This is a genomic window from Phytopseudomonas argentinensis (assembly GCF_900113905.1).
GTDB lineage: Bacteria > Pseudomonadota > Gammaproteobacteria > Pseudomonadales > Pseudomonadaceae > Aquipseudomonas > Aquipseudomonas argentinensis.
This window is the reverse complement of record NZ_FORC01000003.1, coordinates 376,178-401,408: the sequence shown is the minus strand read 5'-3', so window position 1 is coordinate 401,408 and position 25,231 is coordinate 376,178. Positions and strand designations below refer to the sequence as shown.

Sequence of the window (25,231 nt, the reverse complement as noted above, 5' to 3'; positions counted from 1 at the left end):
CCGCGATTTTTCGCGCGCATGGCGCGCTCCTACAGGGGGTTATCACAATGCCCGCCGATTCACTTTCGCCCAGGCAGATGCTCGAACAGGCTGCGGCACACCCCGGTAATGTGCTGCTCCAGCAGCGCCGCGGCGCGTTCCACATCCCTGGCCTGGCAGGCGGCGATGATCTCGCGGTGTTCCACGTCGGCGCGATCCTTGCCCTCGGACAGGCTCATCTGCAGGCGCAGGTAGCGCTCCAGCTTGTCGTGGATCGAGCGGATCAGGTTTACCAGATAGGGCCGCTGCGCCGGCTCGTAAAGGCAGGCGTGCAGCGCCCAGTTGAGTGCAGCCCAGCGGCCGACGTCGTGCTCGCCGACAAACGCTTCGCAAATTCGCTCGGACTCGGCGAAGGTCGCGTCGGTCATATTGGGGATCGCCAGGCGCAGCGCCTTGTCCTCGAGCAGGATGCGCACCTCGAACATCTGCGCCAGCTCCGCCTCGGCGATACGCGTGACCATCGCCCCGCGGTTGCGCTGGAACACCACCAGGCCCTCGGCTTCCAGACGCTTGAGCGCCTCGCGCACGGGGATCTTGCTGACGTTGAACAGCCGGGCGATCTCGTCCTGGCGGATCGGCTCGTCCTCGGCGAAACGGCCGGCGACGATGGCGTCGCGCAGGTGCCGGGTGATCACCTCCGACGTGGACGGCACGACACCCAGATTGGGCGCATTTTCAGGGGATAAGGGCAATTGGCACCTGCCGGTCGAGAACCCTGGGCATCATATACGAAAGCCCTACAGCGAATTGCCCACGCCACTGAACTGCTCGGCCAGTGCACCGATCTGAGTGCGCTGGTTGCGCACGAAGTCGAAGAACGCCTGGGCCACCGGCGACAGGTACTTGCCGCGCGGATGCAGCACGCACCAGCTGCGCAGCAGTGGCAGTTCGGCCACCGGCAGCTCGCGCAGCAGGCCCAGCTGCAGCTCGCGGCGCACCGCGTGGCGGGGGATCAGCGCCAGGCCCAGGCCGGCCAGCACGCCCTCGCGCTGGCCCTCCATGGAGCCGACTTCCTGGATCTGCGCGAAGTGCGCGCGCTTCTGGTGGCAGTACTCCTCGCAGGCGCGGCGGGTGCCCGAACCCGGCTCGCGTACCAGCAGCGGCCAGTCGCACAGATCCTGCAATTGCAGGGTCTCGGCCTGGCTAAGTGGGTGGTCCGGAGGCGCCACGGCGATTATCGGGTTGTTGAGAAAGGGCAGAAATTCCAGGGCCATATCCGATGGCACCTGGGACATGATCAACAGGTCGTCGCGGTTGGCGCTCAACCGCCTCACCGCCTGGGTGTGGTTGACCACCGTGAGCTGCAGGCTGACTTCCGGGTGTTCGCGGCGAAAGGCGGCGAACAGGTGGGGCACGAAATACTTGGCGCTGGATTCGATAGCCAGGCTCAGCTGCCCCTGCAGCGAGCCCTTGAGGTCGGCCAGTTGCATGTCGAGGCTCTCCAGGCGCCCGAAGATATCCTCGCTGGCCCGCTGCAGGGCTTCCGCCGCGTCGGTCAGATACAGCTTCTTGCCGACGTAATCGAACAGCGGCTGGTCGAGCAGCTCTTCGAGCTGACGAATCTGCAGACTGACAGCAGGCTGGGTCAACGACATTTCCTCGGCGGCGCGGCTGTAGGAACGGTTGACACACACCGAACGAAATACCTGCAGTTGCCGAAAGGTCATGCGTAACAATGACTTGCGAATTTTCTTCACCACTTGGGTGGTTTGTTGTTCGCAGAGCATAAGTTTTTACTTATGCAGAACCCAACAAATATTGATTTTGGTTAATTGTTACAGCGGCGTAGGGTTGGTTACAAGATCGGGCGGACATATCCGGTCATATCTCGACCCTCAATGGGTTGCCTGTTCACGTGATCGAGGATGCTGGCTCGTGATCAAGAAAATCCTGATCGCCAACCGTGGCGAGATTGCGGTGCGCATCGTGCGGGCCTGTGCCGAAATGAACATCCGGTCGGTGGCCATCTATTCAGATGCCGACCGCCAGGCGCTGCACGTCAAACGTGCCGATGAGGCCTACGGCATCGGTGACGACCCGCTGGCCGGCTACCTCAACCCGCGCAAGCTGGTGAACCTGGCGGTGGAAACCGGTTGTGATGCCCTGCACCCCGGCTATGGCTTTCTCTCCGAAAATGCCGAGCTGGCGGAAATCTGCGCCGAGCGCGGCATCAAGTTCATCGGCCCGAGTGCCGAGGTCATCCGCCGCATGGGTGACAAGACCGAAGCGCGGCGCAGCATGATCAAGGCCGGCGTGCCGGTGACGCCGGGCACCGAGGGTAACGTGGCGGATGTCGCCGAAGCATTGCGCGAAGGCGACCGCATCGGCTACCCGGTGATGCTCAAGGCCACCTCCGGTGGTGGGGGCCGCGGCATTCGCCGCTGCAACAGCCGCGAGGAGCTTGAGCAGGCATTCCCGCGGGTGATTTCCGAGGCGACCAAGGCCTTTGGCAGCGCCGAGGTGTTCCTGGAGAAGTGCATCGTCAACCCCAAGCACATCGAGGCGCAGATCCTCGCTGACAGCTTCGGCAACACCGTGCACCTGTACGAGCGTGACTGCTCGATCCAGCGTCGCAACCAGAAGCTCATCGAGATCGCCCCCAGCCCGCAGCTCACCCCGGAGCAGCGCGCCTACATCGGCGACCTCGCCGTGCGCGCCGCCCAGGCGGTCGGTTACGAGAACGCCGGTACCGTGGAGTTCCTGCTCGCCGAGGGCGAGGTGTACTTCATGGAGATGAATACCCGGGTGCAGGTGGAGCACACCATCACCGAGGAAATCACCGGTATCGACATCGTCCGCGAGCAGATTCGCATCGCCTCGGGCCTGCCGCTCTCCATCAAGCAGGAAGACATCCAGTACCGCGGCTTCGCCCTGCAGTTCCGCATCAACGCCGAGGATCCGCGCAACAACTTCCTGCCCTCGTTCGGCAAGATCACCCGCTACTACGCCCCTGGCGGCCCCGGTGTGCGCACCGACACGGCGATCTACACCGGCTACACCATTCCGCCGTACTACGACTCCATGTGCCTGAAGCTGATCGTCTGGGCGCTGACCTGGGAGGAGGCCCTGGCCCGTGGCTCCCGGGCGCTGGACGACATGCGCGTGCAGGGCGTGAAGACCACCGCCACCTACTACCAGCAGATTCTCGCCAACGACGAATTCCGCAGTGGGCGCTTCAACACCAGCTTCGTCGACAACCACCCCGAGCTGTTGAACTACTCGATCAAACGCAAGCCGGGCGAACTGGCCCTGGCCATCGCCGCCGCCATCGCCGCCCATGCCGGCCTGTGAGGAACGCACCATGACAAGAAAGATCACGGTTACCGACACCATCCTGCGCGACGCTCACCAGTCCCTGCTGGCCACCCGCATGCGCACCGAAGACATGCTGCCGATCTGCGACAAGCTCGACAAGGTCGGCTACTGGTCGCTGGAGGTCTGGGGCGGCGCGACCTTCGACGCCTGCGTGCGTTTCCTCAAGGAAGACCCTTGGGAGCGCCTGCGCCAATTGCGTGCCGCATTGCCCAATACCCGTCTGCAGATGCTCCTGCGCGGCCAGAACCTGCTCGGCTACCGCCACTACAGCGATGACGTGGTGCGCGCCTTCGTCGCCAAGGCTGCAGAGAGCGGCATCGACGTGTTCCGCATCTTCGACGCCATGAACGACGTGCGTAACCTGCAGGTGGCCATCGAGGCGGTGAAGGCCAGCGGCAAGCACGCCCAGGGCACCATCGCCTACACCACCAGCCCGGTGCACACCGTGGCGGCCTTCGTCGCCCAGGGCAAGGCCATGCAGGCCATGGGCATCGACTCCATCGCCATCAAGGACATGGCCGGGCTGCTCACGCCTTATGCCACGGCCGAACTGGTCAAGGCGTTGAAGGCCGAGATCGACCTGCCGGTATTTATCCACAGCCACGACACGGCGGGCCTGGGCTCGATGTGCCAGCTCAAGGCCATCGAGGCCGGCGCCGACCATATCGACACGGCCATCTCCAGCTTCGCCTGGGGCACCAGCCACCCGGGTACCGAGTCGATGGTCGCCGCGCTCAAGGGCAGCGAATACGACACCGGCCTGGACCTGTCGCTGATCCAGGAGATCGGCATGTACTTCCATGCGGTGCGCAAGAAGTACCACCAGTTCGAAAGCGAGTTCACCGCCGTGGACACCCGCGTACAGGTCAACCAGGTGCCGGGCGGGATGATTTCCAACCTGGCCAACCAGCTCAAGGAGCAGGGCGCGCTGAACCGCATGAACGAAGTGCTGGCGGAGATCCCGCGGGTGCGCGAAGACCTCGGCTTCCCGCCACTGGTCACGCCGACCTCGCAGATCGTCGGTACCCAGGCGTTCTTCAACGTGCTGGCCGGTGAGCGCTACAAGACCATCACCAACGAGGTGAAGCTCTACCTGCAGGGCGGCTACGGCCAGGCGCCGGGCAAGGTCAACGAGAGGCTGCGCAAGCAGGCCATCGGCAGCGAAGAGGTCATCGACGTGCGCCCGGCCGACCTGCTCAAGCCGGAGATGGACAAGCTGCGCGGGCAGATCGGCGAGCTGGCCAAGTCCGAAGAGGACGTGCTGACCTTCGCCATGTTCCCGGACATCGGCCGCAAGTTTCTCGAAGAGCGTGAAGCCGGCGCCCTGCAGCCCGAAGTGCTGCTGCCGATTCCCGATGGCAGCGGTGTGGCAGCCGTCGGCGGCGCGGGCGTGCCGACCGAGTTCATCATCGACGTGCACGGCGAGAGCTACCGCGTGGACATCACCGGCGTCGGCGTGAAGGGCGAGGGCAAGCGGCACTTCTACCTGTCCATCGACGGCATGCCCGAGGAAGTGGTGTTCGAGGCGCTCAACGACTACGTGGCCGGTGGCACCGGCAGCAAGCGGCGCAGCGCCAGCGCGCCGGGCGACGTGAGCACCAGCATGCCGGGCAATATCGTCGACGTGCTGGTCAAGGAGGGCGACACCGTCAAGGCCGGCCAGGCGGTGCTGATCACCGAAGCGATGAAGATGGAAACCGAAGTGCAGGCGCCGATCGCTGGCACGGTCAAGGCCGTGCACGTGGCCAAGGGCGACCGCGTCAACCCGGGCGAAGTGCTGATCGAAGTCGAAGCCTGACCGTTACCGATTAACCTCTGGGGGCCGCAAGGCCCCTTTTTTTGTCTGGCGGCCCTGATCTCGTAGGAGCGGTCGGGGAGGCCGAGTCTTCTCGAACCTGTGGGAGCGGGTGGAGACGCCTAGTCCATGCCCGCGAAGCTTTCGGGCGCATGGCGCCCTCCCACGATGCATTCAGTTTGACCTCTCATGCCGCCGATTGCCCATGACGGAGTGCTCGGAGAACCTGCCAATAATCTTTCAGCCCAGGTTCGTCGATTTTGGCAGCTAAATGGCGGGAGCGGCCGGTCGGCCGCTTCGCCTTTAAGGTGTTCCTCATGCCACAGAATTATCAGACGACACCAATCGCCCCTTCAGTAGGCCGAGCGGAATCGTTGTGGAGAGGGTTGAGCGACATGGATGTCGCGAGAGCCGCGATGGGCCAGGGACGGCCCTTCGCGGCGGGCCCTCGGAACAATGATGGAGCGAGGGAACCCCAGCGCAGCTGGGGCCGTATGCCGGGGCTAGACCTTTTGGTTTCTTTTGGGGCGATGCCAAAAGAAGCCCGCTCGACAGAGCGGAACCGAACGTATCCGCAACGCGATAAAGCTGGCAAACCACAGCTCACGCATAGCGTGTGGGACGTAAAGAGCTCGAGGCTAAAGCCTCTCCCACAAAGGCTCTGCCCACCGTCCGCTTCTGCCTTGTAATGCCGCTTCGTGCGCATAAAGATCGTGAATCGCCCGATGGCATAACCTTTTCAGTAATCGTTCTAAGCATCGGCATACCGGGACAGCCGGGGCGGGCTAGAATAGCCGACCGTTTCAATTGGTCATTCGAAGGTCTATATGAGTTTGTCGATTCCTGCTGCGGCGCCGGCCCACCGTCCGGGTACGCCGCTGGTTGCCGTGGCGCTGCTGCTGGCTGGCGCCTTGGCCCTTACCTTTGCGGTCAGTGGCCGCCAGGCATTGCTGTTCATCGTCGGCGGCGCGTTGGGCCTGGTGCTCTATCACGCAGCGTTCGGCTTCACCTCGGCCTGGCGCGTGCTGCTCAACGAGCGCCGCGGCGCGGGCCTGCGGGCGCAGATGGTGATGCTGGCCATTGCCGTGCTGCTGTTCTTCCCGGCGCTGTCGGCGGGCACCCTGTTTGGTACGCCGGTCAAAGGGCTGGTGGCCCCGGCGGGCACCTCGGTGATCGTCGGCGCGTTCATCTTCGGCATCGGCATGCAGCTCGGTGGTGGTTGTGCCTCCGGCACGCTGTTCACCGTCGGCGGCGGCAATGCGCGAATGCTGGTGACGCTGCTGTTCTTCATCATCGGTGGGGTTGGCGCGACCCATCACCTGGACTGGTGGGCCGCGCTGCCGAGCCTGCCGCCGACCTCCATCGTCAGCAGCCTGGGCCTGGTGCCCGCGCTGGTGGTCAGCCTGGCCCTGTTCGCCGCCATCGCGGCAATCAGCGCCCGCCTGGAGCTGCGTCGTCACGGCAGCCTGGAGCGGGCGGCGCCAAGCGAGCACCAGGGCTGGCAGCGTTTCCTGCGTGGCCCCTGGCCGCTGATCTGGGGCGCGGTGTTGCTGGCGCTGCTCAACTTCGCCACCCTGGCGTTGGCCGGTCGCCCCTGGGGCATCACCTCGGCGTTCGCGCTGTGGGGCGCCAAGGTGCTGCAGGGTACCGGCGTCGACGTTTCCGCCTGGGCGTTCTGGCAGCAGCCGGCCAATGCCCAGGCGCTGGCTGCGCCGCTGTGGGAAGACATCACCACAGTGATGGATATCGGCATCGTCATCGGCGCGCTGCTGGCCGCTGGCCTGGCCGGGCGTTTCGCACCGAACCTGAACATTCCGTTGCGTTCGCTGGTCGCGGCGGTGATCGGCGGCCTGCTGCTTGGCTACGGCTCGCGCCTGGCCTATGGCTGCAACATCGGCGCCTACTTCAGCGGCATCGCCTCCGGCAGCCTGCACGGCTGGTTGTGGCTGGTCGCTGCATTCGTCGGTAACGGTGTGGGTGTGCGCCTGCGGCCGTTCTTCTTCCCGGGCGAACGCCGCGAGGCGAAGCTGACCGGATGCTGATCACCCGCCCGGCAAGGTCAGCCGCGCTGCTTTTCGGCGTGCTGCTGGCCCTTGCCCTGGGCGGCTGCCAGTCTCCGCAACAGCGGCTCGGCGAACTGGCCGGCCAGCACGATCGGCGATTACAGACCCTCGACACCAAGCCTTTTCCGTTGCTGCTCGGTGCGCCGGCCCATGTGCCGGTTGCGGCGCGTATGCGTGTTTATCTCGAAGGTGATGGTCATGCCTGGGCGACGCGCTTGCAGCCCAGTCTCGACCCGTCCCCGCGTGATCTGCTGGTGGCACGCCTGGCATTCGGTGATCCGACACCCAGCCTGTACCTGGCGCGGCCCTGCCAGTTCGTCACGGCACCCGGTTGCAGCAACAGCCTGTGGACAAGTCGGCGCTTCAGTGAGGAGGTGCTGGGCAGCCTCGATCAGGCGCTCGACCTGATCAAGGCGCGTTATGGCAACCAGACGTTCGAACTGGTTGGCTATTCCGGCGGCGCCGCACTGGCGTTGTTGCTGGCCGCGCGGCGCGATGACGTCACCAGCGTGCAGACCCTCGCCGGCAATCTCAGCCCCCGTTACTGGGCGGGCCTGCTGCAACTGAGCCCGCTCGAGGGCTCACTGGAGCCGCTGGATTACCGCGAGCGGCTGCGGAGCGTTACCCAGCGTCACCTGGCCGGCGACGGGGATGGCGTGGTGCCGGTCGCGGTGCTGCATCACTACCTGGGCGGCCTCGGCGAAGCGCGCTGCGTGCAGGTGGTCCAGCTGCCGCAGGTATCGCACCACGCAGGCTGGGGGCAGGCATGGGCGCACTGGCAATCTCGGCCGCTTCAGTGCGGTAACTGATCCCCGCTGGCTGGCGCCCTGGCGCGCCGAACACCTGACTCGATTCAAACCAGGCAACTGAATGGCACGCTTTTTCCGGCCATTGACGGCCAAGTTGTTATAGCCTTGCCCTTCTGGCACCAATCACCCGCGTTGCAATCGATTGATTCGCCTGACATTTTGTTACGCCCTTGGGGCCTGTGACAGACCTCCGATGTTTGCACGGACGCGTTTGCGTTCACTCGCTCGGCGCTTCGGCTCTACCGGCCTGGGCGCCGTTCCTGCCGGCCACGAGCCGCACTGGACAGCAAGACAAGGACACCGCCATGGACCAATTTCTCGCTTTGCTCACGGCCATCAGCAGCTTTATCTGGGGGCCGTTTCTGCTGATACCCCTGCTGTTGCTGACCGGCCTGTACCTGACCGTCCGCCTGCGCGGCATCCAGTTCCGCGTGCTGGGCCATGCCTTCTGGCTGGCCTTTGTCAAGCGCAAGGAAAAAGGCGACGTACCCGGGGACGTCTCCCACTACCAGGCCCTGGCCACCGCGCTGGCGGCGACCATCGGAGTCGGCAATATCGCCGGGGTGGCGACCGCCATCGGCATCGGCGGGCCCGGTGCACTGTTCTGGATGTGGATGACCGGCCTGGTGGGCATGGCCACCAAGTACTCCGAAGCATTGCTGGGCGTGAAGTACCGTGTCACCGATGCCAGGGGCGAGCAGAGCGGCGGGCCGATGTACTACCTCACCCATGGCGTCGGCGGCACCCTGGGCAAGACACTGGGCGTCGCCTTCGCGATCTTTGGCGCGGTGGCCTCCTTCGGCATCGGCAACATGGTGCAGGCCAACACCGCCGCCCATCAGTTGCAGGACACCTGGGGCATCTCGCCGACCCTCAGCGGCCTGGTGCTGGCGGTCGGCACGGCGGTGGTGATCATCGGCGGCATCAAGAGCATCGGTCGCTTCGCCGCGGGCGTGGTGCCGGTGATGATCGTGCTGTACATCATCAGCAACGTCGCCGTGCTGGTGGTGTTCGCCGATCGCCTGCCGGACGCCATCGCACTGATTTTCACCGATGCCTTCAGCGGTAGCGCCGCGGCCGGTGGCTTCCTCGGTTCGAGCATCATTCTCGCGGTGCAGATGGGCGTGGCCCGCGGTATCTTCTCCAACGAGTCGGGCCTGGGTACCGGCGCCATCGCGGCGGCGGCGGCAAAGACCGACAAACCGGTGCGCCAGGCCATGGTGTCGATGACCCAGACCTTTCTCGACACCCTGGTGATGGTCACCTTCACCGCGCTGGCGATCATTGTCACCGGCGCCTGGACCCAGGAAGGCCTCAAGGGTGCGCCGATGACCGCCTGGGCGCTGGAGCAGGGCCTGGGTGGCGGCTGGGGCATCTACACGGTGACCATCGGCGTACTGGTGTATGCCTTCACCACCATTCTCGGCTGGTCGTACTACGGTGAGCGCTGCATGGAGCGGCTGATGGGCCGGGTGGCGGTGATGCCGTACCGGCTGATCTTCTCGGTGGTGGTGTTCGTCGGCGCCGTGACATCGCTGGAGGTGGTGTGGACCTTTTCCGATATCGCCAACGGCCTGATGGCGCTGCCTAACCTCATCGGCCTCTTGCTGCTCTCCGGTATCGTGGTCAAGGAAACCCGCGACTACATGAGCCGCAAGAACTGGAAGACCGAGGACTGATCAGCGAGCGCTGCCGGCTTTCTGCGACTCAGTGCGGGCGCGCGCCCACAGACTGCAGGGTGGATCACGCTTCATCGATCCACCGTTGCGGTGGACGTGAAAAGCGACGCCCACCCTACGAGGCTGGAAGACCTGATACCTCGCTCGCCAATGAAAACGCCCCGCACTAGCGGGGCGTTTTCGTTCTGCGGCTCAGGTTTACAAGCCACAAACGCTGCCGTCGCTGCGCGGGTCGGCGGCGCCTTCCAGCAAGCCGTTGGGATGCCGCAGCAGCGCGCCGGCGTGGCCCATGGTGTCGCTGAAGGCTTCGTCCAGTTGCTCGACGATATGCCCCGCTTTACGCAGCTCTTCGACCAGTTCGCTGGGGAAGCGGCTTTCCAGCTTGAGCGTGGTGCTGACGTCGCCCCAGGTGCGGCCGAGCAGCCAGCGCGGCGCGCTGACCGCGGCCTGCAGGTCGCTGCCCAGGCGGTAGCGGCTGAGAATCGCCGCCTGGGTCTGCGGCTGGCCTTCGCCACCCATGGTGCCGTAGCTCAGGGTGCGGCCATCGTCGAACAACGCCAGGGCCGGGTTGAGGGTGTGGAACGGTTTGCGCCCCGGCTCCAGAGCCTGCAGCGCGGTCGGGTCCAGAGAGAAACTGATCCCGCGGTTCTGCCAGGCCACGCCAGTGGACGGCAGCACCACGCCGGAGCCGAATTCCCAATACACGCTCTGGATAAAGCTGACGGCGCGGCCCTGATCGTCGATGCAGCCCATCCAGATGGTGTCGCCCGGCTGGGCCGGTTGTGGCCAGGCCAGTGCCCGTTGCGGGTCGATGGCGGCTGCCAGGTGCTGCAGGTTGGCGTCGGCCAGCAGGCCCTGTGGATCCTCCGGCACGCGGCCGGGGTCGGTCACCACGCGGTCGCGGATCAGAAAGGCCTGCTTGGTCGACTCCACCAGCCCGTGCACATGGGCGAAGCCTTCGGCCTGCTGGACGTCGAGCTTGTCGAAGATGCCGAGGATCAGCAGCGAGGCCAGGCCCTGGGTCGGCGGCGGCATGTTGTAGAGGGTGGCGTCGTGCAGGCGCACGCTCAGCGGTGCGACGGTACGGGCCCGGTAGCCCTGCAGGTCGGCCAGGCGCAGCGGGCTGCCCAGGCGTTCGAGATCGGCGGCCATGCGTTCGGCCAGCTCACCGCGGTAGAAGTCATCCAGGCCGGCGTCGGCCAGGCGCTGCAGGGTGTCGGCCAGGGCGGGCTGGTGCAGCAGCTCGCCTTCGCGTGGCGGCTGACCGCCGGGCAGATAAACCTCGGCAAAGCCCGGCACATCCTGCAGTTCCGCCAGTTTGCCCCGGGTCAGTTGCGCCTGGCTGCGGCTGATCACTACGCCGCGGCGGGCATGGCCGATGGCATCGGCGAGCAGCTCGGGCAGGGCCTTTTGCGGCTGCCAGTGAGCGGTCTGCGTCAGCGCCTCGGCCCAGCCACCGACGGTACCGGCCACGGTCAGCGCGGCCAAGGGGCCACGGCTGGGAATCTGCGTGTGGCCGGCATAGAAATCGCGGTTGGCCAGGGCCGCACTGCTGCCGCAGGCATCGATGGCGATGGGCCGCTTGCCCGGCTCGTGGATCAGCCAGAAGCCGTCGCCGCCAATGGCGTTCATGTGCGGGTAGACCACGGCGATGGTGGCCGCCGCGGCGACCATCGCTTCCACGGCGCTGCCGCCGGCCTTGAGCACGTCGCGCCCGGCCTGGGCGGCAAGATGGTGGGGAGCGACGAACAGGCCGCCGGTGGCGTGGGTGCTCTTGAGCATGGGTGCGAATTCCTTGTTGTTGTCAGGCCGCGATCATGGCCGGCGCGGCCCGGGTTCGATGTACTACCAACCGATGGCCTTGGGCAGCCAGGTGGCCAGTTGCGGGAAGTAGAACACCACGGCCACGGCGAGCATCTGCAGGAACACGTAAGGCAGCGCGCCGATGTAGATGTCCTTGGTGGTGATCCCCGGCGGCGCCACGCCCTTGAGAAAGAACAGCGCCCAGCCGAAGGGCGGAGTGAGAAAGGACATCTGCAGGTTCAGGGCGACCAGAATGCCCAGCCACACCAGGTCGGTGTCGTAGGCGATGAACACCGGCAGGAACATCGGCAGGGCGATATAGGAAATCTCGATCCACTCGAGGAAGAAGCCGAGCACGAACAGCACCGCCATCAGGAACAGGATCGCCCCCAGTTCGCCACCCGGTAGCAGGGTGAACAGCTCGTGCACCAGGGCTTCGCCACCCAGGCCACGGAAGGCCAGGGAGAAGGGCTGCGAGCAGAGCAGGATCAGGAAGATCATCGCGCTGATGGTCAGGGTGCCGTGCAGCGTGGCCTTGAGCGTCGGCCAGCTCAGCCGGCCTGAAAGCGCGGCGATCAGCAGGGCGCCGAGGGCACCCATGGAGGCCGCCTCGGTGGGCGCGGCGACGCCGCCGATGATCGAGCCGAGCACCGCCATCACCAGCAGCAGCGGTGGCAGCACGCTGCGTGCCATGTCCTTGAGCAATTGCTTGCGGCTGGTCAGGGCGCGTTCCTCGGCAGGAATCGCCGGCACCCAATCCGGGCGCAGCCAGCCGAGCAGCAGCATGTAGGCGACGTAGATCAGCGCCAGCACCAGGCTGGGAATGAAGGCCGCAGCGAAGATCGAGCCCACCGACTGGCCGAGGATGTCGGCCAGCAGGATCAGCACCAGGCTCGGCGGAATGATCTGCCCCAGGGTGCCGGAGGCGCAGATGGTGCCGCAGGCCACGGTCTTGTTGTAGCCACGGCGCAGCAGCGTGGGCAGGGTCAGCAAACCGATGGTCACCACCGTGGCGCCGACGATACCGGTGGAGGCGCCCAGCAGTACGCCGACCAGAATGATCGCCAGGCCCATGCCGCCGTTCAGGCCGCCCATGGCGCGGCCGATGGTGTCGAGCATGTCCTCGGCGACCCGGGATTTCTCCAGCATCACCCCCATGAAGGTGAACAGGGGTATCGCCAGCAGCGTGTAGTTGCTGACCACCCCGAACATGCGCGCCGGCAGCAGAGCGAAGAGCATCGGGCCGAAGCCGACCATGCCGGCGACGAAGCCGGACACGGCCAGGGAAATGGCCACCGGCACGCCCGCCATCATCATGGCGAAGAAGCCGAACACCATGGCGATGGCCAGCCATTCGTTGGGGCTCATGCGCGCACCTCCCGGGCGGAGGCGGGCTGCAGCAGCACGCACAACGCGCGCAGGCTATCGGCCACCCCCTGCAAACCGAACAGGCCGAAACCCAGGGGCAGGAAAGCCTTGACCAGAAAGCGATAGGGCAGGCCGCCCGGGTCAGGCGAGCCTTCACCCATGTGGTAGGACTGCATGCTGTACTTGAACGCCAGGTGGGCGATGTAGAAACCGATGGCCGCGGTGGCGATGCCGCTGAACAGGTCGACGGCAGCCTTGGTCTTCACGCTGAATTTCTCGTAGAGAAAATCGACACGCACGTCCTGGCGGTGCTTGAGGGTGTAGGCGATGCCGAGCAGGGCGATGGGCGAGATCAGGTACCACTCCAGTTCCTGCAAGGCGACGGGGCTGAAGTCGAACAGGTAGCGCATCAGCACGTCGAACGACACCAGCAGCACCAGCAGCAGTACGCAGGCCCGGGCAAGGGAGCCCAGAGCCTCGACCAGCCCTTCGATGAGAGTGACGAGGGCCATCATGACGCGTCCAGCCCGATGTCCATGAACGCCTTCTCGCCGACCGAGGCCCAGAAGAGGTACTGCTTGCGGAAGGCGAAGAAGTGCTCGTAGATCTTCCTGGTCGCCGGATCGCCCGCCGCCATGCTCGACAGGGTGTCGCGGGTGACCTCATGCAGGCGCTTGATGATGTCGCCTGGCAGTGGCCGGGCGATCACCCCCTGGTTGCCCACCAGATCCTGCAGGGCCTCGGCGTTGACCGCGTCGCACCAGGACCAGCTGTCGGCGTTGCAGGCCTGGGCGCAGACCCTCACGATGGCCTGCAGGTCGGCGGGCAGGCTGTCCCAGGCCTGTTTGTTGATGATCAGCTCGGTGACGTTGGTCGGCTCGTGCCAGCCGGTGGTGTAGTAGTTCTTGGCCGCCTTGTGCAGGCCCATGCGGCGATCCTGATAGGGGCCGACGAACTCGGCGGCGTCGATCACCCCACGCTCCAGCGCCGGAAAGATCTCGCCGCCCGGCAGCAGGCGCACGGCCACGCCCAGTTCGCTGTAGACCTTGCCGGCCAGGCCGGCGATACGCATCTTCAGGCCCTTGAGGCTGTCGACGTTCTCCAGGGGCTGGCGGAACCAGCCGGTCATCTGCGTACCGGTGTTGCCCATGGGCATCGGCACCAGGCCATGGGGCTCGTACAGCTCTTCCCAGAGCTTCAGGCCGCCACCGTTGTACAGCCAGGCGTTCATGCCCTGGGTGTTCATGCCGAACGGCACGGCGGTGAAGAATTGTGCGGCGGGAATCTTGCCGGCCCAGAAGAAGGCGTTGGCGGCGTTCATTTCCACCATGCCGCTGGCCACCGCGTCGAAGCCCTCCAGTGCCGGGATCAGCTCGCCAGCCGCGAAGTGCTGGATCTTCAGGCGCCCGCCGGACATGTCCTCGACACGTTTGCAGAAGTCGGTGGGGCTGCCCGGGCCCTGCACGTAGAAGGGCGAGCCCGGCGCGTAGGCGTTGGTCATCTTCCAGTTGAAGGTCTTGCTGCTCACCGCGGCACCGGCCACGCCGCTGGCACCCAGTGCCAGGCCCGCGCCGGCTGCAAGGGCGCCGGCGCCAATGAATTTGCGTCGATTGAGGCTCATGGGATTCTCCTGTCGCTCTGGCCATGGCGGCGGGCTTGCGCCTGCCGGATGTAAAGTCGCTGCCAGATGCCTTGAGCAACTGTCATGCCAGGAGAAATTATTTTTAACTCGTTGATCCTTAAGATATTTATTCAGGCTTGAGGTTTTCGCCGGGATGGCTCGGCGCACAAAAAACAAGCGTGACTGCAGGCGCAGCGCTGACGAAACGGCAACCAGAACCCTGATTACTGAACATTTGACAGGTCGCGGCGGTTGCTCAGGTTCATAGCGGTAAGCCGGGGCGCGGTGAGCGGCCGAATGTCAGTTGTGCACCAAAACGCGCCGCCGGCACGCTTTTAACGCAGCCTTCGCCGCTGACGGTAGCCACCGTCGCTGCCGTAACGGCAGCGAGCCGCTCTTGGGGGAGCGCGCCATGCGCGCGAAATCACGGGCACGGGCTAGGCGTACCTGCCCGCTCCCACAGGGTTCGATTAACGACGGTTTCCGGCTTATAGCCGGGCACCGCCACGGCGATGCTTGACCCGGGTCATCAGCGCCTTGCAATCCACCGTAAGAATCTCCGGGTGGTTGAAGATGTGCTGGCGCACGAAGGCGTCGAAGGTCTCGTAACTGTCGGTCAGGGTGTGGATATGCAAGCTTTTCAGGTCGCTCATGATGTACAGGCTGACCACTTCGCGGGTGGCCGAGAGCCGTTCGGCGACGGCCTCGATGGCGTGCGGGGCCACGGTCAGGTCGACGAAGGTGGAGATGCCCTTGCCGAGTTTCTCCGGGTTGACCACCGCGGTGAATTTCTCGATCACCCCGGTCTCCACCAGCGCCTTCACCCGGCTACGGGCATGGGCGCGGGAAATGTTCAACTGGCGGGCGATATCGGCGAAGGAGGTGCGTGAATCCTTGATCAGGATATTCAGCAGCGCATTGTCGAGTTTGTTCATGGCTCACTCTGTCGGTGGTTGAGCCGACAGAGATGCGGATTGTGTGCCAGCCTTCGCTCAGAGCAGCTTGCGGTACTGCTCGAAGCCCGAGCGTTCGCCGATGCGCTCGTAGAGCAGCTTGGCCTTGGCGTTGGTTTCGTGGGTCAGCCAGTGCACCCGCGAGCAACCTGCCTGTGCGGCCTCGGCGTAGACGTGTTCGATCAGCTGGCGACCGACGCCGTTGCCGCGCACGTCCTTGCCGATGAACAGGTCCTGCAGGTAGCAGTAGTCGCCAGTGGTCCAACAGGAGCGGTGGTAGATCCAGTGCACCAGGCCGATGGCCTCGCCGTCGCGCCAGGCCAGAGCGGCGAACATCGGTTCGCCCGGGTCAAGGAAGCGCTGCCAGGTCAGGTCGCTGGTCGCGGCATCGATCTCGGTCATGTAGAAGCGCTGGTAGCCCTGCCAGAGCGGCAGCCAGGCGGCGTGATCAGCGGCGCTGACGGCGCGGATTTCCACGGGAATACGAACGGTCATCGGCAGCTCTCCTGAAAGTCGATCGACCGTCATCCTGCGGCGTGCCGGTGTTCATCGCAAGCGCGCAGGGTGCTTAGCAGATGACCAGACGCCCGGCGGGCCATTCGCCGTCCCAGCCGCAAGGGACATGTCCGGCCTCGTACACGCGGACCAGACTGGCGAAGAACAGCGGCGCGGCGAGCTGCCGGCTGTAGGCGGCTTCCATCAGATAGGCGTGCAGGATCCATTGCAGGTCGGCGAGCGCGGCGTCATCGGCGAGGGCGACCGGCAGCTTTTGCCAGATGGGCCGCAGGGCGGTCTTGGCCTGGCCGGCCAGGTCGTTCCAGGCCTGATACCGGCTCGGATGCAGGCGGGCCAGGCGTGCGGTGATGGCGTTGCGCGCCTCCAGCGTGGTGGCTTCCCAGGCATCGCTGGTCAGCGATGAGCCCAGCTCGCCATGGTCGATCTGGCGCACGCCGGCAAGCGATGCAGGCTTGCCGATATTGGCGAACCAGTCGATGCGCAGCAGGCGTTCAATAGCGGCGGCAGGGATCTGCATGCTTAGCGTCCGTTCAGATAGGCCTTGCCGTAATGCCGTTCAAGCCGCGCCTGGATCAGCTCCAGGCCGATCGACAGCAGCCAGTAGATCACCGCCGCGGTGGTCAGCATTTCGATGTAGCGGTACGACGAGCGCCCGTAGGATTGGGCCAGGAACATCACCTCCCAGACGCCCATCACCGAGATCAGCGACGAGTCCTTGAGCATCGAGATGAACTGGCTGGTGGTCGGCGGGATGATGGTGCGCATCGCTTGGGGCAGGGTCACCCACCAGAAGATCACCACCGGCTTGAGGCCCAGGGCCAGGGAGGCTTCGCGCTGGCCTGGCGCGACGCCGATCAGGCCGGCGCGAAAGATCTCGCTCAGGTAGGCGCCGTAGTTCAGCGACAGGGCGATGATCCCTGCGGTGATCGCGCCGGGCACCAGGCCCAGCTGCGGCAGGCCCAGGTAGATCAGCAGAATCTGGATCAGCAGCGGCGTGCCGCGAAAGAACGAGGCGTAGAAGCTGGCGATGCCAAAGGCCACGGCACTTCTCGACAGGCGCGCCAGGGCGGTGACGAAGCCCAGCGCCAGGGACGCCCAGATCGAGCAGAAGCACAGGAACAGGGTCAGCGCCGCGCCCTGCAGGAAGCCGTTGGGTGCCAGGCTTGCGCCGAGCAGGTTGGGCAGCTTGTCGAGGATGATCGAGAACTTCAGGTCGAAGCTCAGGAAAAATGCCACGCACAGGGCGAACAGGGTCGCCCAGGTGAGGTACAGGCGGGTACGAAAGCCGAACAGGCGCTGCAGCAACGACTCGCCCGCCATGGGAGGCGGGCGAGGGGTTTCAGGAGGTGGTGTCATTGGCTGATATCGGAACCGATCCACTTCTTGGAGATGGCCGCCAGGGTACCGTCCTGGCGCAGCTCTGCGAAGACGCTCTCGACCTTGGCGCGCCACTCGGCGTCGTCCTTCTCGATGGCCACGGCGTTGGGTTCTGCGTACAGCGCGTCACCCGCCAGCTTGAAGCGTTTGTCCTGATCGATGCGCGGCTGGGCGGTCACCAGGTTGGTGAGGATGGCGTCCAGGCGTACGCCGGCGCCCAGGGCCAGGTCATGGAAGGCCACGGTATCGTTGTCGTAGGGCGCGACCTGTACGGCTTCGAACGGGTAGACCAGCGGCTTGTCTTCGGCGCCTTCGATCACCAGATCCTTGTTCAGGTAACCCTCGTAGGAGGAGGCGCTGGTGACGCCGACCTTGAGGCCGGACAGATCCTTGGCCGAGTGGATGCGCTCGTCGCTGGCGTTGACCACGATCACCGCCGGCGATGCGTAGTAGGTCACCGGGAAGTCGAACACCTGGGCGCGCGCCTGGCTGGGCGTCATCGAGCAGATGCAGATGTCGTAGCGGCCATTCCAGCGGCCCGCGGCGATCACGTCCCAGGACGGCGTTTCCAGGCGCAGCTTGACGCCCAGCTTGTCGGCCACGGCCTTGGCGACATCGACGTCGAAGCCATCGAGCTGATTCTGTTCATTCAGAAAGGAGAACGGCGGGTAGTTCTCCATCAGCACGTTGACCAGTTCGCCGTTCTTCTCGACGCGCTCGAGGGTCGGGCCGGCCAGGGCCAGGTTGCAGACGGAGGCGAAGGTCAGGCCGAGGGCGGCGAGGAGCGTTGTTTTCACTGGAATCCTTGAGGGCGAAAAAGGTTGTGAGAGGCAGTTGGTACGTATTAAATAGTTATAAATAAGTGCATCCAAATGAATTGAATGCATATTGATATGACTGGAGCTTATATGAGCGGGCGATCTCTGACTCTGCTGGATGGCGGCATGGGCCGGGAGCTGCAGCGCCGCGGCGCGCCGTTTCGCCAGCCGGAGTGGTCGGCGCTGGCGCTGAGCGAGGCGCCGGAGCAGGTCGAGGCCGTACATGCGGCATACATCGCCAGCGGCAGCCAGGTGATCACCAGCAACAGCTACGCCGTGGTGCCCTTTCATGTCGGTGAGCAGCGCTTCGCTGCCGAAGGCCGCGCCCTGGCCGAGCGTGCCGGGCAATTGGCCCGCAGTGCGGCGGACAAGGCCGGCGGTGACGTTCGGGTCGCCGGCTCGCTGCCGCCGCTGTTCGGCTCCTACCGCCCCGATCTGTTCGAGCCTGCGCGGGTCACCGAAGTTCTGACCCCGCTGCTCGAGGGCCTGGCGCCCCATGTCGACCTGTGGCTGGCGGAAACCCAGAGCGCCATTGCCGAGGCGCGGGCCATTCACGCCCACCTGCCAAAGGACGGCAAGCCGTTCTGGCTGTCGTTCACCCTGCGTGACGAAGACACCGACGAGGTGCCGCGTCTGCGCTCGGGCGAGCCGGTGGCCGACGCGGCTCGCGCGGCGGCCGAACTGGGCGTCGAGGTGCTGCTGTTCAACTGCAGCCAGCCGGAAGTGATCGGTGATGCCATCGACGCGGCCCGCGAAACTTTCGCCAGCCTCGGTGCGAACATCGCCATCGGCGCCTACGCGAATGCCTTCCCACCGCAGCCCGAAGAAGCCACCGCCAACGATGGCCTCGACCCGCTGCGCGAGGATCTCGACCCGCCAGGCTACCTGCGCTGGGTTGCCGACTGGCGCGCGCGGGGCGCCAGCCACCTGGGTGGCTGCTGCGGCATCGGCCCGGAGCATATCGCGGTGCTGGCGCAGCGCCTGAACTGACCTGCCGGCATGTGCTCCACGGGGCGATCACGACGTCTAGTCAGGATCGCTCCGGCGCCTTGCCGAGCACCATCGCGAGTCCGAACATGCAAGCGTTGCTCAATGAAATCCTCGATCAGGTCAGGCCGCTGATCGGCCAAGGCAAGGTGGCCGATTACATACCGGCGCTGGCTGACGTGGCCGCCGATCAGCTGGGGATCGGCGTCTACGGTAACGATGGCGAGCTGTTCACCGCCGGCGACGCGCAAACGCCGTTCTCGATCCAGAGTATTTCCAAGGTGTTCAGCCTGGTGCAGGCCATTCAGCACAGCGGCGAGGCCATCTGGCAGCGCCTCGGCCATGAGCCCTCCGGGCAGCCATTCAACTCGCTGCTGCAACTGGAGCTGGAGAGCGGCCGGCCGCGTAACCCCTTCATCAATGCCGGGGCGCTGGTGATCAGCGACATCAACCAGTCGCGCTTCGCCGCGCCGGTGCTGTCGATGCGCGATTTCGTGCGGCGGCTCTCCGGCAACCCCCATGTGGCTGTGGATAACCGCATCGCCGAGTCGGAGTACCAGCACCGCGCGCGCAATGCCGCAATGGCCTACCTGATGCAGTCGTTCGGCAATTTCCACAATGACGTGGAGAAGGTGCTGCGCGGCTATTTCAGCCACTGCGCGCTGAGCATGAGCTGCGTCGACCTGGCCAAGGCCTTCTGTTTTCTGGCCAACGATGGCTTCTGCAAGCACAGCGGCGAGCAGATTCTCAGCGTACGCCAGACCCAGCAGGTCAATTCGATCATGGCCACCAGCGGCCTTTACGACGAGGCTGGCAACTTCGCCTACCGCGTCGGCTTGCCGGGCAAGAGTGGGGTGGGCGGCGGCATTGTCGCCGTCGTGCCGGGCCAGTACACCATTTGTGTGTGGTCGCCGGAACTGAACAAGGCGGGCAATTCCCTGGCCGGCATGGCAACGCTGGAAGTGCTCAGCGAGCGGATCGGCTGGTCGGTGTTCTGAGGGAGCGCGATCGAAGCACTCTTCGATCCCGGCGGGTATTACTCCGCACATTCTCCACACAGGTCGAGGCTGAACAGGCGTTCCACCTCGTCCTGCGCCAGGCCGGCACCGAGCAGGGCGAACAGCTTGCCCAGGGCCGCCTCGCGGGTCATGCCGCCCGCCGAGATCAGCCCTACCGAAGCCAGCTGGCTGCCGGCTGCATAAACGCCGAACTCCACGTGCCCGCGCGCGCACTGGCTGATCGCCGCCAGCACCACGCCGCGCCCGTGGGCTTCGCGCAGCACGTCGAGCAGCTCGGCATTGTCCGACGGCCCGGTGCCGCTGCCATAGCATTCCAGCAGCAGGCCCTGTACGCCGCTGTCCAGCAGGGCGCGCAGGTGGCTGGCGCGCAGGCCCGGCACCAGCGGCAGGCTGAGCAGGTTGACCGCCTGGCGGGGCTGGCGGAAGTCGATATGCGCCGGCAGCTCGGCAAGGCGCTCACCCTGGCGCAGGCGCGGCACCACCTGGAAGGCATCGAAGGCCTCGCTGCTCAGCTTGCTGACCCGGGCGCCATGCATCAGCGCGCCGTTGAAGTACAGGTGTACGCCCGCCGCCACGCCGTCGTGCAGGGCCTGCATGGCACCGAACAGATTGGGCCAGGCGTCGCTCTGCTCGGCGCCGGCCGGCAGCATCGAGCCGGTCAGCACCACCGGCACCGGCAGGCCCAGCAGCAGGAAGCTCAGGGCGGCGGCACTGTAGGCCAGGGTATCGGTGCCGTGCAGCACCAGCACACCGTCGCAGCCGTCCTGCTCCACGCCCTGGCGGATCGCTGCGACCATCGCCAGCCAGTTGGCCTGGCTCATGTTGGCGCTGTCGATCAGTGGCAGCAGCTCACGAAATACCCAGGTCGGCAGTTGTTCGCGTTGCTCGGTCTGCTGCGCACGCAAGCGCGCCTCGAAGCCGGAAGCCGGTGCCAGGCCGTTTGCGCTGGCCTGCATGCCAATGGTGCCGCCGGTATACAGCACAAGGAGTTTTTGTACGGCAGGCATGCCTTTTTCCTTATTGAAAGAATGGGTATGGAAAGGGGGCAGGATACAGCTGATTGCCACTCGTGAAAGACCTGCAAAGCAATCCTCAGGCCAAGCCGATCCCGGCTCGCCATCGGGCAAGGGCATCGGCAAGGGGGAAGAGGAGCCGCCGGGAGGCGGCAGGATCGGGGTGGTGCGCGGCGCCACCCGATCAGGCTGGACGACTCAGCGTTGAGTCGGCAGCAATTCCGGCGCGCTCTGCGGTTGAGCGTCAGCGGTTGCTTTGGCGGTCGGCCAGGAGTCGCGATCCAGGTCCAGGTCAGCGAACTTGGAGCCATCGAACACCGGCTGGGCGATGCCGGCCTTGCGCTGCTCGTCGTAGTCCTTCATCACGCGTAGGCCTACCTTGATCAGCATGGCCAGGGCGGTCAGGTTGACGAACGCCAGGCAGGTCATGGTGATGTCGGCGAAGGCGAACACGGTGCCCAGGTTCTGCATCGAACCCCAGCAGATCAGCGCCAGTACCAGGCCGCGGTAAGCCAGCAGGGCAACCTTGCTGCGACCGACCATGAACTGCAGGGCGTTTTCGCCGAGGTAGTAGTTGTAGAGGATGCAGGTGAACACGAACAGGCTCAGGGCGACGCTGATGAAGGTGCGGCCCCAGTCACCGACCACTGCAGCCAGGGAGTTCTGGGTGAGAACGATGCCGTCACCTTCGAAGCCCGGGGTGTAGAAGCCTGACAGCAGGATCAGCAGCGCGGTGCAGGTGCAGATCACGAAGGTGTCGAGGAACACGCTGAACGCCTGAACCACGCCCTGTGCGGCCGGGTGCTTGACCGAGGCCACGGCGGCCACGTTCGGGGCGCTGCCCAGGCCGGCTTCGTTGGCGAACACGCCGCGCTTCACACCCATCACGATGGCGCTGCCGAGCAGGCCGGCGAATGCTGGCTCAAGGCCGAAGGCACTCTTGACGATGGTCGCCAGCATGGCCGGCACGTGCTCGATCTGGATGGCGATGACGTAGATGGTCACGGCGATGTAGAGCAGGGTCTTGATCGGCACCAGCAGGTCGGAAACCGAAGCGATGCGCTTGATACCGCCGATGAACACCAGGCCCAGCAGCACCGCCAGGGCGATACCGCTGTACTGCACCGGAATGTCGAAGGCGTTTTGCAGCGAGTGGGTCACGGTGTACGACTGCAGGCCGTTGAAGGCGAAGCCGTAGGTGACCAGCAGCAGTACGGCGAAGGTCATCGCCATCCAGCGAAGCTTCAGGCCGTGCTGGATGTAGTAGGCCGGGCCGCCGCGGTACAGGCCGTCACCGTCGCTGCGCTTGTAGACCTGGGCCAGGGTACATTCGAAAAAGCTGCTGGACATGCCGACCAGTGCGGTCACCCACATCCAGAACACGGCGCCCGGGCCACCCAGGGTCACCGCGATGCCGACACCGGCGATGTTACCGGCGCCGACGCGGCCGGCGAGGCTGAGCATCAGGGCCTGGAACGAGCTGAGCTGGCCACCACCGCTGCGCAGCGATTCCTTGAACACGCTGAACATGTGGATGAAATGGCGGAACTGGACGAAGCGCGAGCGCAGGGTGAAGTAGCTACCCAGGCCGACGATAAGCACGATCAACACTTTCCCGGAAAGGAAGTCGTTCAATACTTCGAGCATGATGAGAATCCTCGATTCTTATTGTGATTGTTCGCAGGCGAACGCTGACGCGAGTTGCGGTGGCTAATGTTTGAGCAAGGTGGCCCCCGGAACAATTTCGCGGATCGATCCTAGGTGGCGCGACCTGATGCTATACTGGCGTCACTCGCATCATCTGAGCCGCTCATGTCCAGTCACCTCGGTGAGAATCTTCGGCTGCTCTGCAGCCACTACCGCTCGATTGCGGAGGTGTGCCGCAAGGTTGGCATCAACCGCGCCCAGTTCAACAAGTACCTGTCCGGAGAAAGCCAACCCACGGCCTATAACCTCAAGAGAATTGGGGACTTCTTCGGAGTCGAGGGCTATGAACTGGGCTTGCCGGGGGAGCAGTTCGCCCGACTGATCGGGGCCCGTGGCACGCAGATCGGCGCGCCTGCCGAGCAGGACCCGTTACACGCGTTGTTACAGCCACTGCGTGAAAGCTCTGGTGACCTGTCGCGCTATTGCGGGTATTACTTCGAGTACGCCAACTGCATGTCGGTGCCGGGCACCATCCTGCTGTCGCTGGTGCACATGCGCGAGGAGGGCGGTAACTTTTTGTTCGAGCGCCAGGAGCGGCAGGTGTTATCCACCGGCGGCCTGGCCGAAGACTCGGCGCGTTGCCGCTACCTGGGCGCGGCTTTCCAGTTGCAGGACCGCCTGTTTCTCATCGATTACGAGTCGCTGACCGTCAACGAGATGAGCCAGACCATCCTGATCCCCAGCTTCAAGAGCCGCATCACCCGTCTCAATGGCCTGAAGACCGGCGTGTCCAGCGGCGACCGTCGTACCCCGGCGTGCACCCGGGTGGTCTGGGAGTTTCTCGGCACCGAGATCAACCGCATCAGCACCTACCGCCAGGTGATGCTCTACCAGCCGGACGATCCGCGCATCGACGAGGACATCCGCCAGCGCCTGGCCCATGCGCCGGTGCGCGATGGGTTGTTCGAGGTGGAGTGAGTGGGATGGCGAAGTGCCGAAGGGTCGCTTCGAGGCGGGAGCGGGTGTCTGCGTAATCCGTAGGAGGGGCGTGGCGGCGATCCGCTTTAGCCGCGAGCTATTCACTCCTAGCCAAACCCTTACGGTGGATGGCGCTTTTTCCATCCACCGTCGCGGCCGGGATGATGGGCGGATCAAGCGCCGGACTGTTGCATTGGCTGTGGGAGCGGGACATGCCCGCGAAAACCAGGACGTAGCCTGCTCCGATACCAATCTGCCGCATTACCGCCTTGTTTGCGCGCTCAGTTCCGCTCTGACGAGCGGGTTACTTTTGGCATCGCCCCAAAAGTAACCAAAAGGTCTAGCCCCGACATCCGGCCCCAGCTGCGCTGGGGTTCCCTCATTGCATCGTCGTTCCGGGGGCCGGCCTGGAAGGGCCATCCATGGCCCATCAGGCCTCTCGCCGCATCCGTGCGGCTCGTCCCCCTACACAGCGATTCCATTCGGCCTCCTGAAGGGGCAATGGATGTCGCCTGCTATTGCCGTGCAGGAGAAACATCAAAAAGCAAAAGCGGCGAAGAGTTGCTTCCGTCTTTTATCTGTAAATGAGTGGCTTTGTTGTGGCTATCAGCATAGCTCCGGGTGCTTGCTGCAGGTGCCGTAGCCTTCATTCTTCATCTGGTCGAGCGCCTGCTGCAGGCGGGTGACTACTTCGTCCGGGGTTTCCAGGTTGAGCGCCAGGTACATGTCCGAGCGGTCGATGACCAGCACCGTGCGCAGGCCGGTTACCCCAGCCTGGTTGGCGTGGTAGCGCCATACCGGATCGGTGGTGGCCCACAGGTCGATCTTGCCGCCGGTGAGTTTGGCAATGTTTTCCTGGTCGCGCAGGGCATTGCTCGGCTGCAGGCCGGCGCGCTCCAGGGCCTGGCTGACCGCGCCGTCCTTGTAACTGCCGATGCGGTATTGGCTGGCCTGCTCGAGGCTCGACAGGTTTTCGATCTTGGCGCCTGGCGCGGCGAGCAGCACGCCTTCGACCTTGGCGATCGGGCCGACCCACTTGAACAGCGGGCGGCGCGCTTCGCTCATCGCGGTGGAGAACAGGCCGTAGTTGGCGCGGGCCAGGGTGTCGTCGTACACCCGGCTCCACGGGAAGCGCAGGGTCATGGTGTAGCCAATGCCGGCGCGTTTGAACATCTCGCGCACGATGGTGGTGCTGACGCCCTGGATGTTGGCGTCACGCGCGAAGTTCTTCTCGCCTTCGGCCATATTGAAGGGCGGGAAGTTTTCGGTTTGCAGCACCACCTTGTAGTCGGGCGGCAACTCGGCCTGGGCGGGCAGAGCGAATAGGCTGGAAACGGCAAGCAGGCCGGCAAACCATGCGGCATTGACACTCATCGGAACGGCTCCTTGTTAGGCCGCTGCTCTTTTAGCGTGCCTTTGCACAAACGGCAA

The 25,231-nt window shown here is 65.0% G+C and carries 22 protein-coding genes; 8 read left to right on the top strand and 14 right to left on the bottom strand.

The window, feature by feature from the left end:
* Nucleotides 1-59: 59 nt before the first annotated feature.
* Together BM154_RS16370 and BM154_RS16365 are read right to left on the bottom strand one after the other, a co-directional pair.
* Entirely contained in the window at nt 60-731 is a 672-nt protein-coding gene (locus tag BM154_RS16370; protein WP_074886349.1) for a GntR family transcriptional regulator, read from the bottom strand.
* Between the two features lie 45 nt (nt 732-776).
* A complete protein-coding gene (locus BM154_RS16365; RefSeq protein ID WP_074887149.1) occupies nt 777-1,727 on the bottom strand; it encodes a LysR family transcriptional regulator in 951 nt (316 codons plus the stop codon).
* A gap of 187 nt (nt 1,728-1,914) precedes the next feature.
* Here BM154_RS16365 and BM154_RS16360 point away from each other — a divergent pair, with 187 nt between their 5' ends.
* The 5 genes from BM154_RS16360 (at nt 1,915) to BM154_RS16340 (ending at nt 9,700) form a co-directional block, all read left to right on the top strand.
* Entirely contained in the window at nt 1,915-3,330 is a 1,416-nt protein-coding gene (locus BM154_RS16360) for an acetyl-CoA carboxylase biotin carboxylase subunit (protein ID WP_074886346.1), read from the top strand.
* 10 nt (nt 3,331-3,340) lie between these two features.
* A complete protein-coding gene (gene oadA / locus BM154_RS16355) occupies nt 3,341-5,152 on the top strand; it encodes a sodium-extruding oxaloacetate decarboxylase subunit alpha (RefSeq protein WP_074886343.1) in 1,812 nt (603 codons plus the stop codon).
* A gap of 824 nt (nt 5,153-5,976) precedes the next feature.
* Nucleotides 5,977-7,191: a YeeE/YedE family protein gene (locus tag BM154_RS16350; RefSeq protein ID WP_074886340.1), complete on the top strand. Its 1,215-nt coding sequence runs from the start codon at nt 5,977-5,979 to the stop codon at nt 7,189-7,191.
* On the top strand, nt 7,185-8,021 hold the full coding sequence (locus tag BM154_RS16345; protein ID WP_074886336.1) for an alpha/beta hydrolase: 837 nt from the start codon (nt 7,185-7,187) through the stop codon (nt 8,019-8,021). The genes BM154_RS16350 and BM154_RS16345 overlap by 7 nt, the downstream gene beginning before the upstream one ends.
* 305 nt (nt 8,022-8,326) lie before the next feature.
* On the top strand, nt 8,327-9,700 hold the full coding sequence (locus BM154_RS16340; protein ID WP_208609453.1) for an alanine/glycine:cation symporter family protein: 1,374 nt from the start codon (nt 8,327-8,329) through the stop codon (nt 9,698-9,700).
* Between the two features lie 198 nt (nt 9,701-9,898).
* On the opposite strand, the gene BM154_RS16335 is transcribed toward BM154_RS16340, so the two are convergent.
* The 9 genes from BM154_RS16335 to BM154_RS16295 all read right to left on the bottom strand — a co-directional run bounded on the left by BM154_RS16335 (nt 9,899) and on the right by BM154_RS16295 (nt 18,135).
* A complete protein-coding gene (locus BM154_RS16335) occupies nt 9,899-11,482 on the bottom strand; it encodes a gamma-glutamyltransferase family protein (protein ID WP_074886332.1) in 1,584 nt (527 codons plus the stop codon).
* 63 nt (nt 11,483-11,545) lie between these two features.
* Entirely contained in the window at nt 11,546-12,871 is a 1,326-nt protein-coding gene (locus BM154_RS16330) for a TRAP transporter large permease (RefSeq protein ID WP_074886329.1), read from the bottom strand.
* Nucleotides 12,868-13,386 carry a TRAP transporter small permease subunit gene (locus BM154_RS16325; RefSeq protein ID WP_074886325.1) on the bottom strand — a complete coding sequence of 173 codons (519 nt, stop codon included), beginning with the start codon at nt 13,384-13,386 and terminating at the stop codon, nt 12,868-12,870. Before BM154_RS16325 ends, BM154_RS16330 begins: the two co-directional genes overlap by 4 nt.
* A complete protein-coding gene (locus tag BM154_RS16320; RefSeq protein ID WP_074886322.1) occupies nt 13,383-14,492 on the bottom strand; it encodes a TRAP transporter substrate-binding protein in 1,110 nt (369 codons plus the stop codon). Before BM154_RS16320 ends, BM154_RS16325 begins: the two co-directional genes overlap by 4 nt.
* 488 nt (nt 14,493-14,980) lie before the next feature.
* On the bottom strand, nt 14,981-15,427 hold the full coding sequence (locus BM154_RS16315) for an Lrp/AsnC family transcriptional regulator (RefSeq protein ID WP_074886319.1): 447 nt from the start codon (nt 15,425-15,427) through the stop codon (nt 14,981-14,983).
* Between the two features lie 57 nt (nt 15,428-15,484).
* On the bottom strand, nt 15,485-15,940 hold the full coding sequence (locus BM154_RS16310; protein WP_208609452.1) for a GNAT family N-acetyltransferase: 456 nt from the start codon (nt 15,938-15,940) through the stop codon (nt 15,485-15,487).
* Between the two features lie 73 nt (nt 15,941-16,013).
* Nucleotides 16,014-16,478, bottom strand: coding sequence for a hypothetical protein (locus BM154_RS16305; RefSeq protein WP_074886316.1), 465 nt, complete (start codon nt 16,476-16,478; stop codon nt 16,014-16,016).
* 2 nt (nt 16,479-16,480) lie between these two features.
* Nucleotides 16,481-17,317: an amino acid ABC transporter permease gene (locus tag BM154_RS16300; protein ID WP_074886313.1), complete on the bottom strand. Its 837-nt coding sequence runs from the start codon at nt 17,315-17,317 to the stop codon at nt 16,481-16,483.
* A complete protein-coding gene (locus BM154_RS16295; RefSeq protein ID WP_074886310.1) occupies nt 17,314-18,135 on the bottom strand; it encodes an ABC transporter substrate-binding protein in 822 nt (273 codons plus the stop codon). Before BM154_RS16295 ends, BM154_RS16300 begins: the two co-directional genes overlap by 4 nt.
* A 111-nt stretch (nt 18,136-18,246) precedes the next feature.
* On the opposite strand from BM154_RS16295, the gene BM154_RS16290 reads away from it, so the two are divergent.
* Nucleotides 18,247-19,146 (top strand): homocysteine S-methyltransferase family protein, encoded by a 900-nt coding sequence (locus BM154_RS16290; RefSeq protein ID WP_074886307.1) that lies wholly within the window; start codon nt 18,247-18,249, stop codon nt 19,144-19,146.
* An 86-nt stretch (nt 19,147-19,232) separates the two neighbouring features.
* Nucleotides 19,233-20,141: a glutaminase B gene (gene glsB / locus BM154_RS16285; RefSeq protein WP_074886304.1), complete on the top strand. Its 909-nt coding sequence runs from the start codon at nt 19,233-19,235 to the stop codon at nt 20,139-20,141.
* A 38-nt stretch (nt 20,142-20,179) separates the two neighbouring features.
* On the opposite strand, the gene BM154_RS16280 is transcribed toward glsB, so the two are convergent.
* Both BM154_RS16280 and BM154_RS16275 read right to left on the bottom strand, forming a co-directional pair.
* Nucleotides 20,180-21,169 (bottom strand): asparaginase, encoded by a 990-nt coding sequence (locus BM154_RS16280; RefSeq protein WP_074886301.1) that lies wholly within the window; start codon nt 21,167-21,169, stop codon nt 20,180-20,182.
* 204 nt (nt 21,170-21,373) lie between these two features.
* On the bottom strand, nt 21,374-22,822 hold the full coding sequence (locus BM154_RS16275; protein ID WP_074886300.1) for an alanine/glycine:cation symporter family protein: 1,449 nt from the start codon (nt 22,820-22,822) through the stop codon (nt 21,374-21,376).
* A gap of 165 nt (nt 22,823-22,987) precedes the next feature.
* On the opposite strand from BM154_RS16275, the gene BM154_RS16270 reads away from it, so the two are divergent.
* Entirely contained in the window at nt 22,988-23,800 is an 813-nt protein-coding gene (locus tag BM154_RS16270) for a helix-turn-helix domain-containing protein (RefSeq protein WP_074886297.1), read from the top strand.
* A gap of 606 nt (nt 23,801-24,406) precedes the next feature.
* On the opposite strand, the gene BM154_RS16260 is transcribed toward BM154_RS16270, so the two are convergent.
* The gene (locus tag BM154_RS16260) at nt 24,407-25,174 is read right to left on the bottom strand and encodes a substrate-binding periplasmic protein (protein ID WP_083414591.1); all 768 of its coding nucleotides are present in this window, start codon (nt 25,172-25,174) and stop codon (nt 24,407-24,409) included.
* Nucleotides 25,175-25,231: the final 57 nt, after the last annotated feature.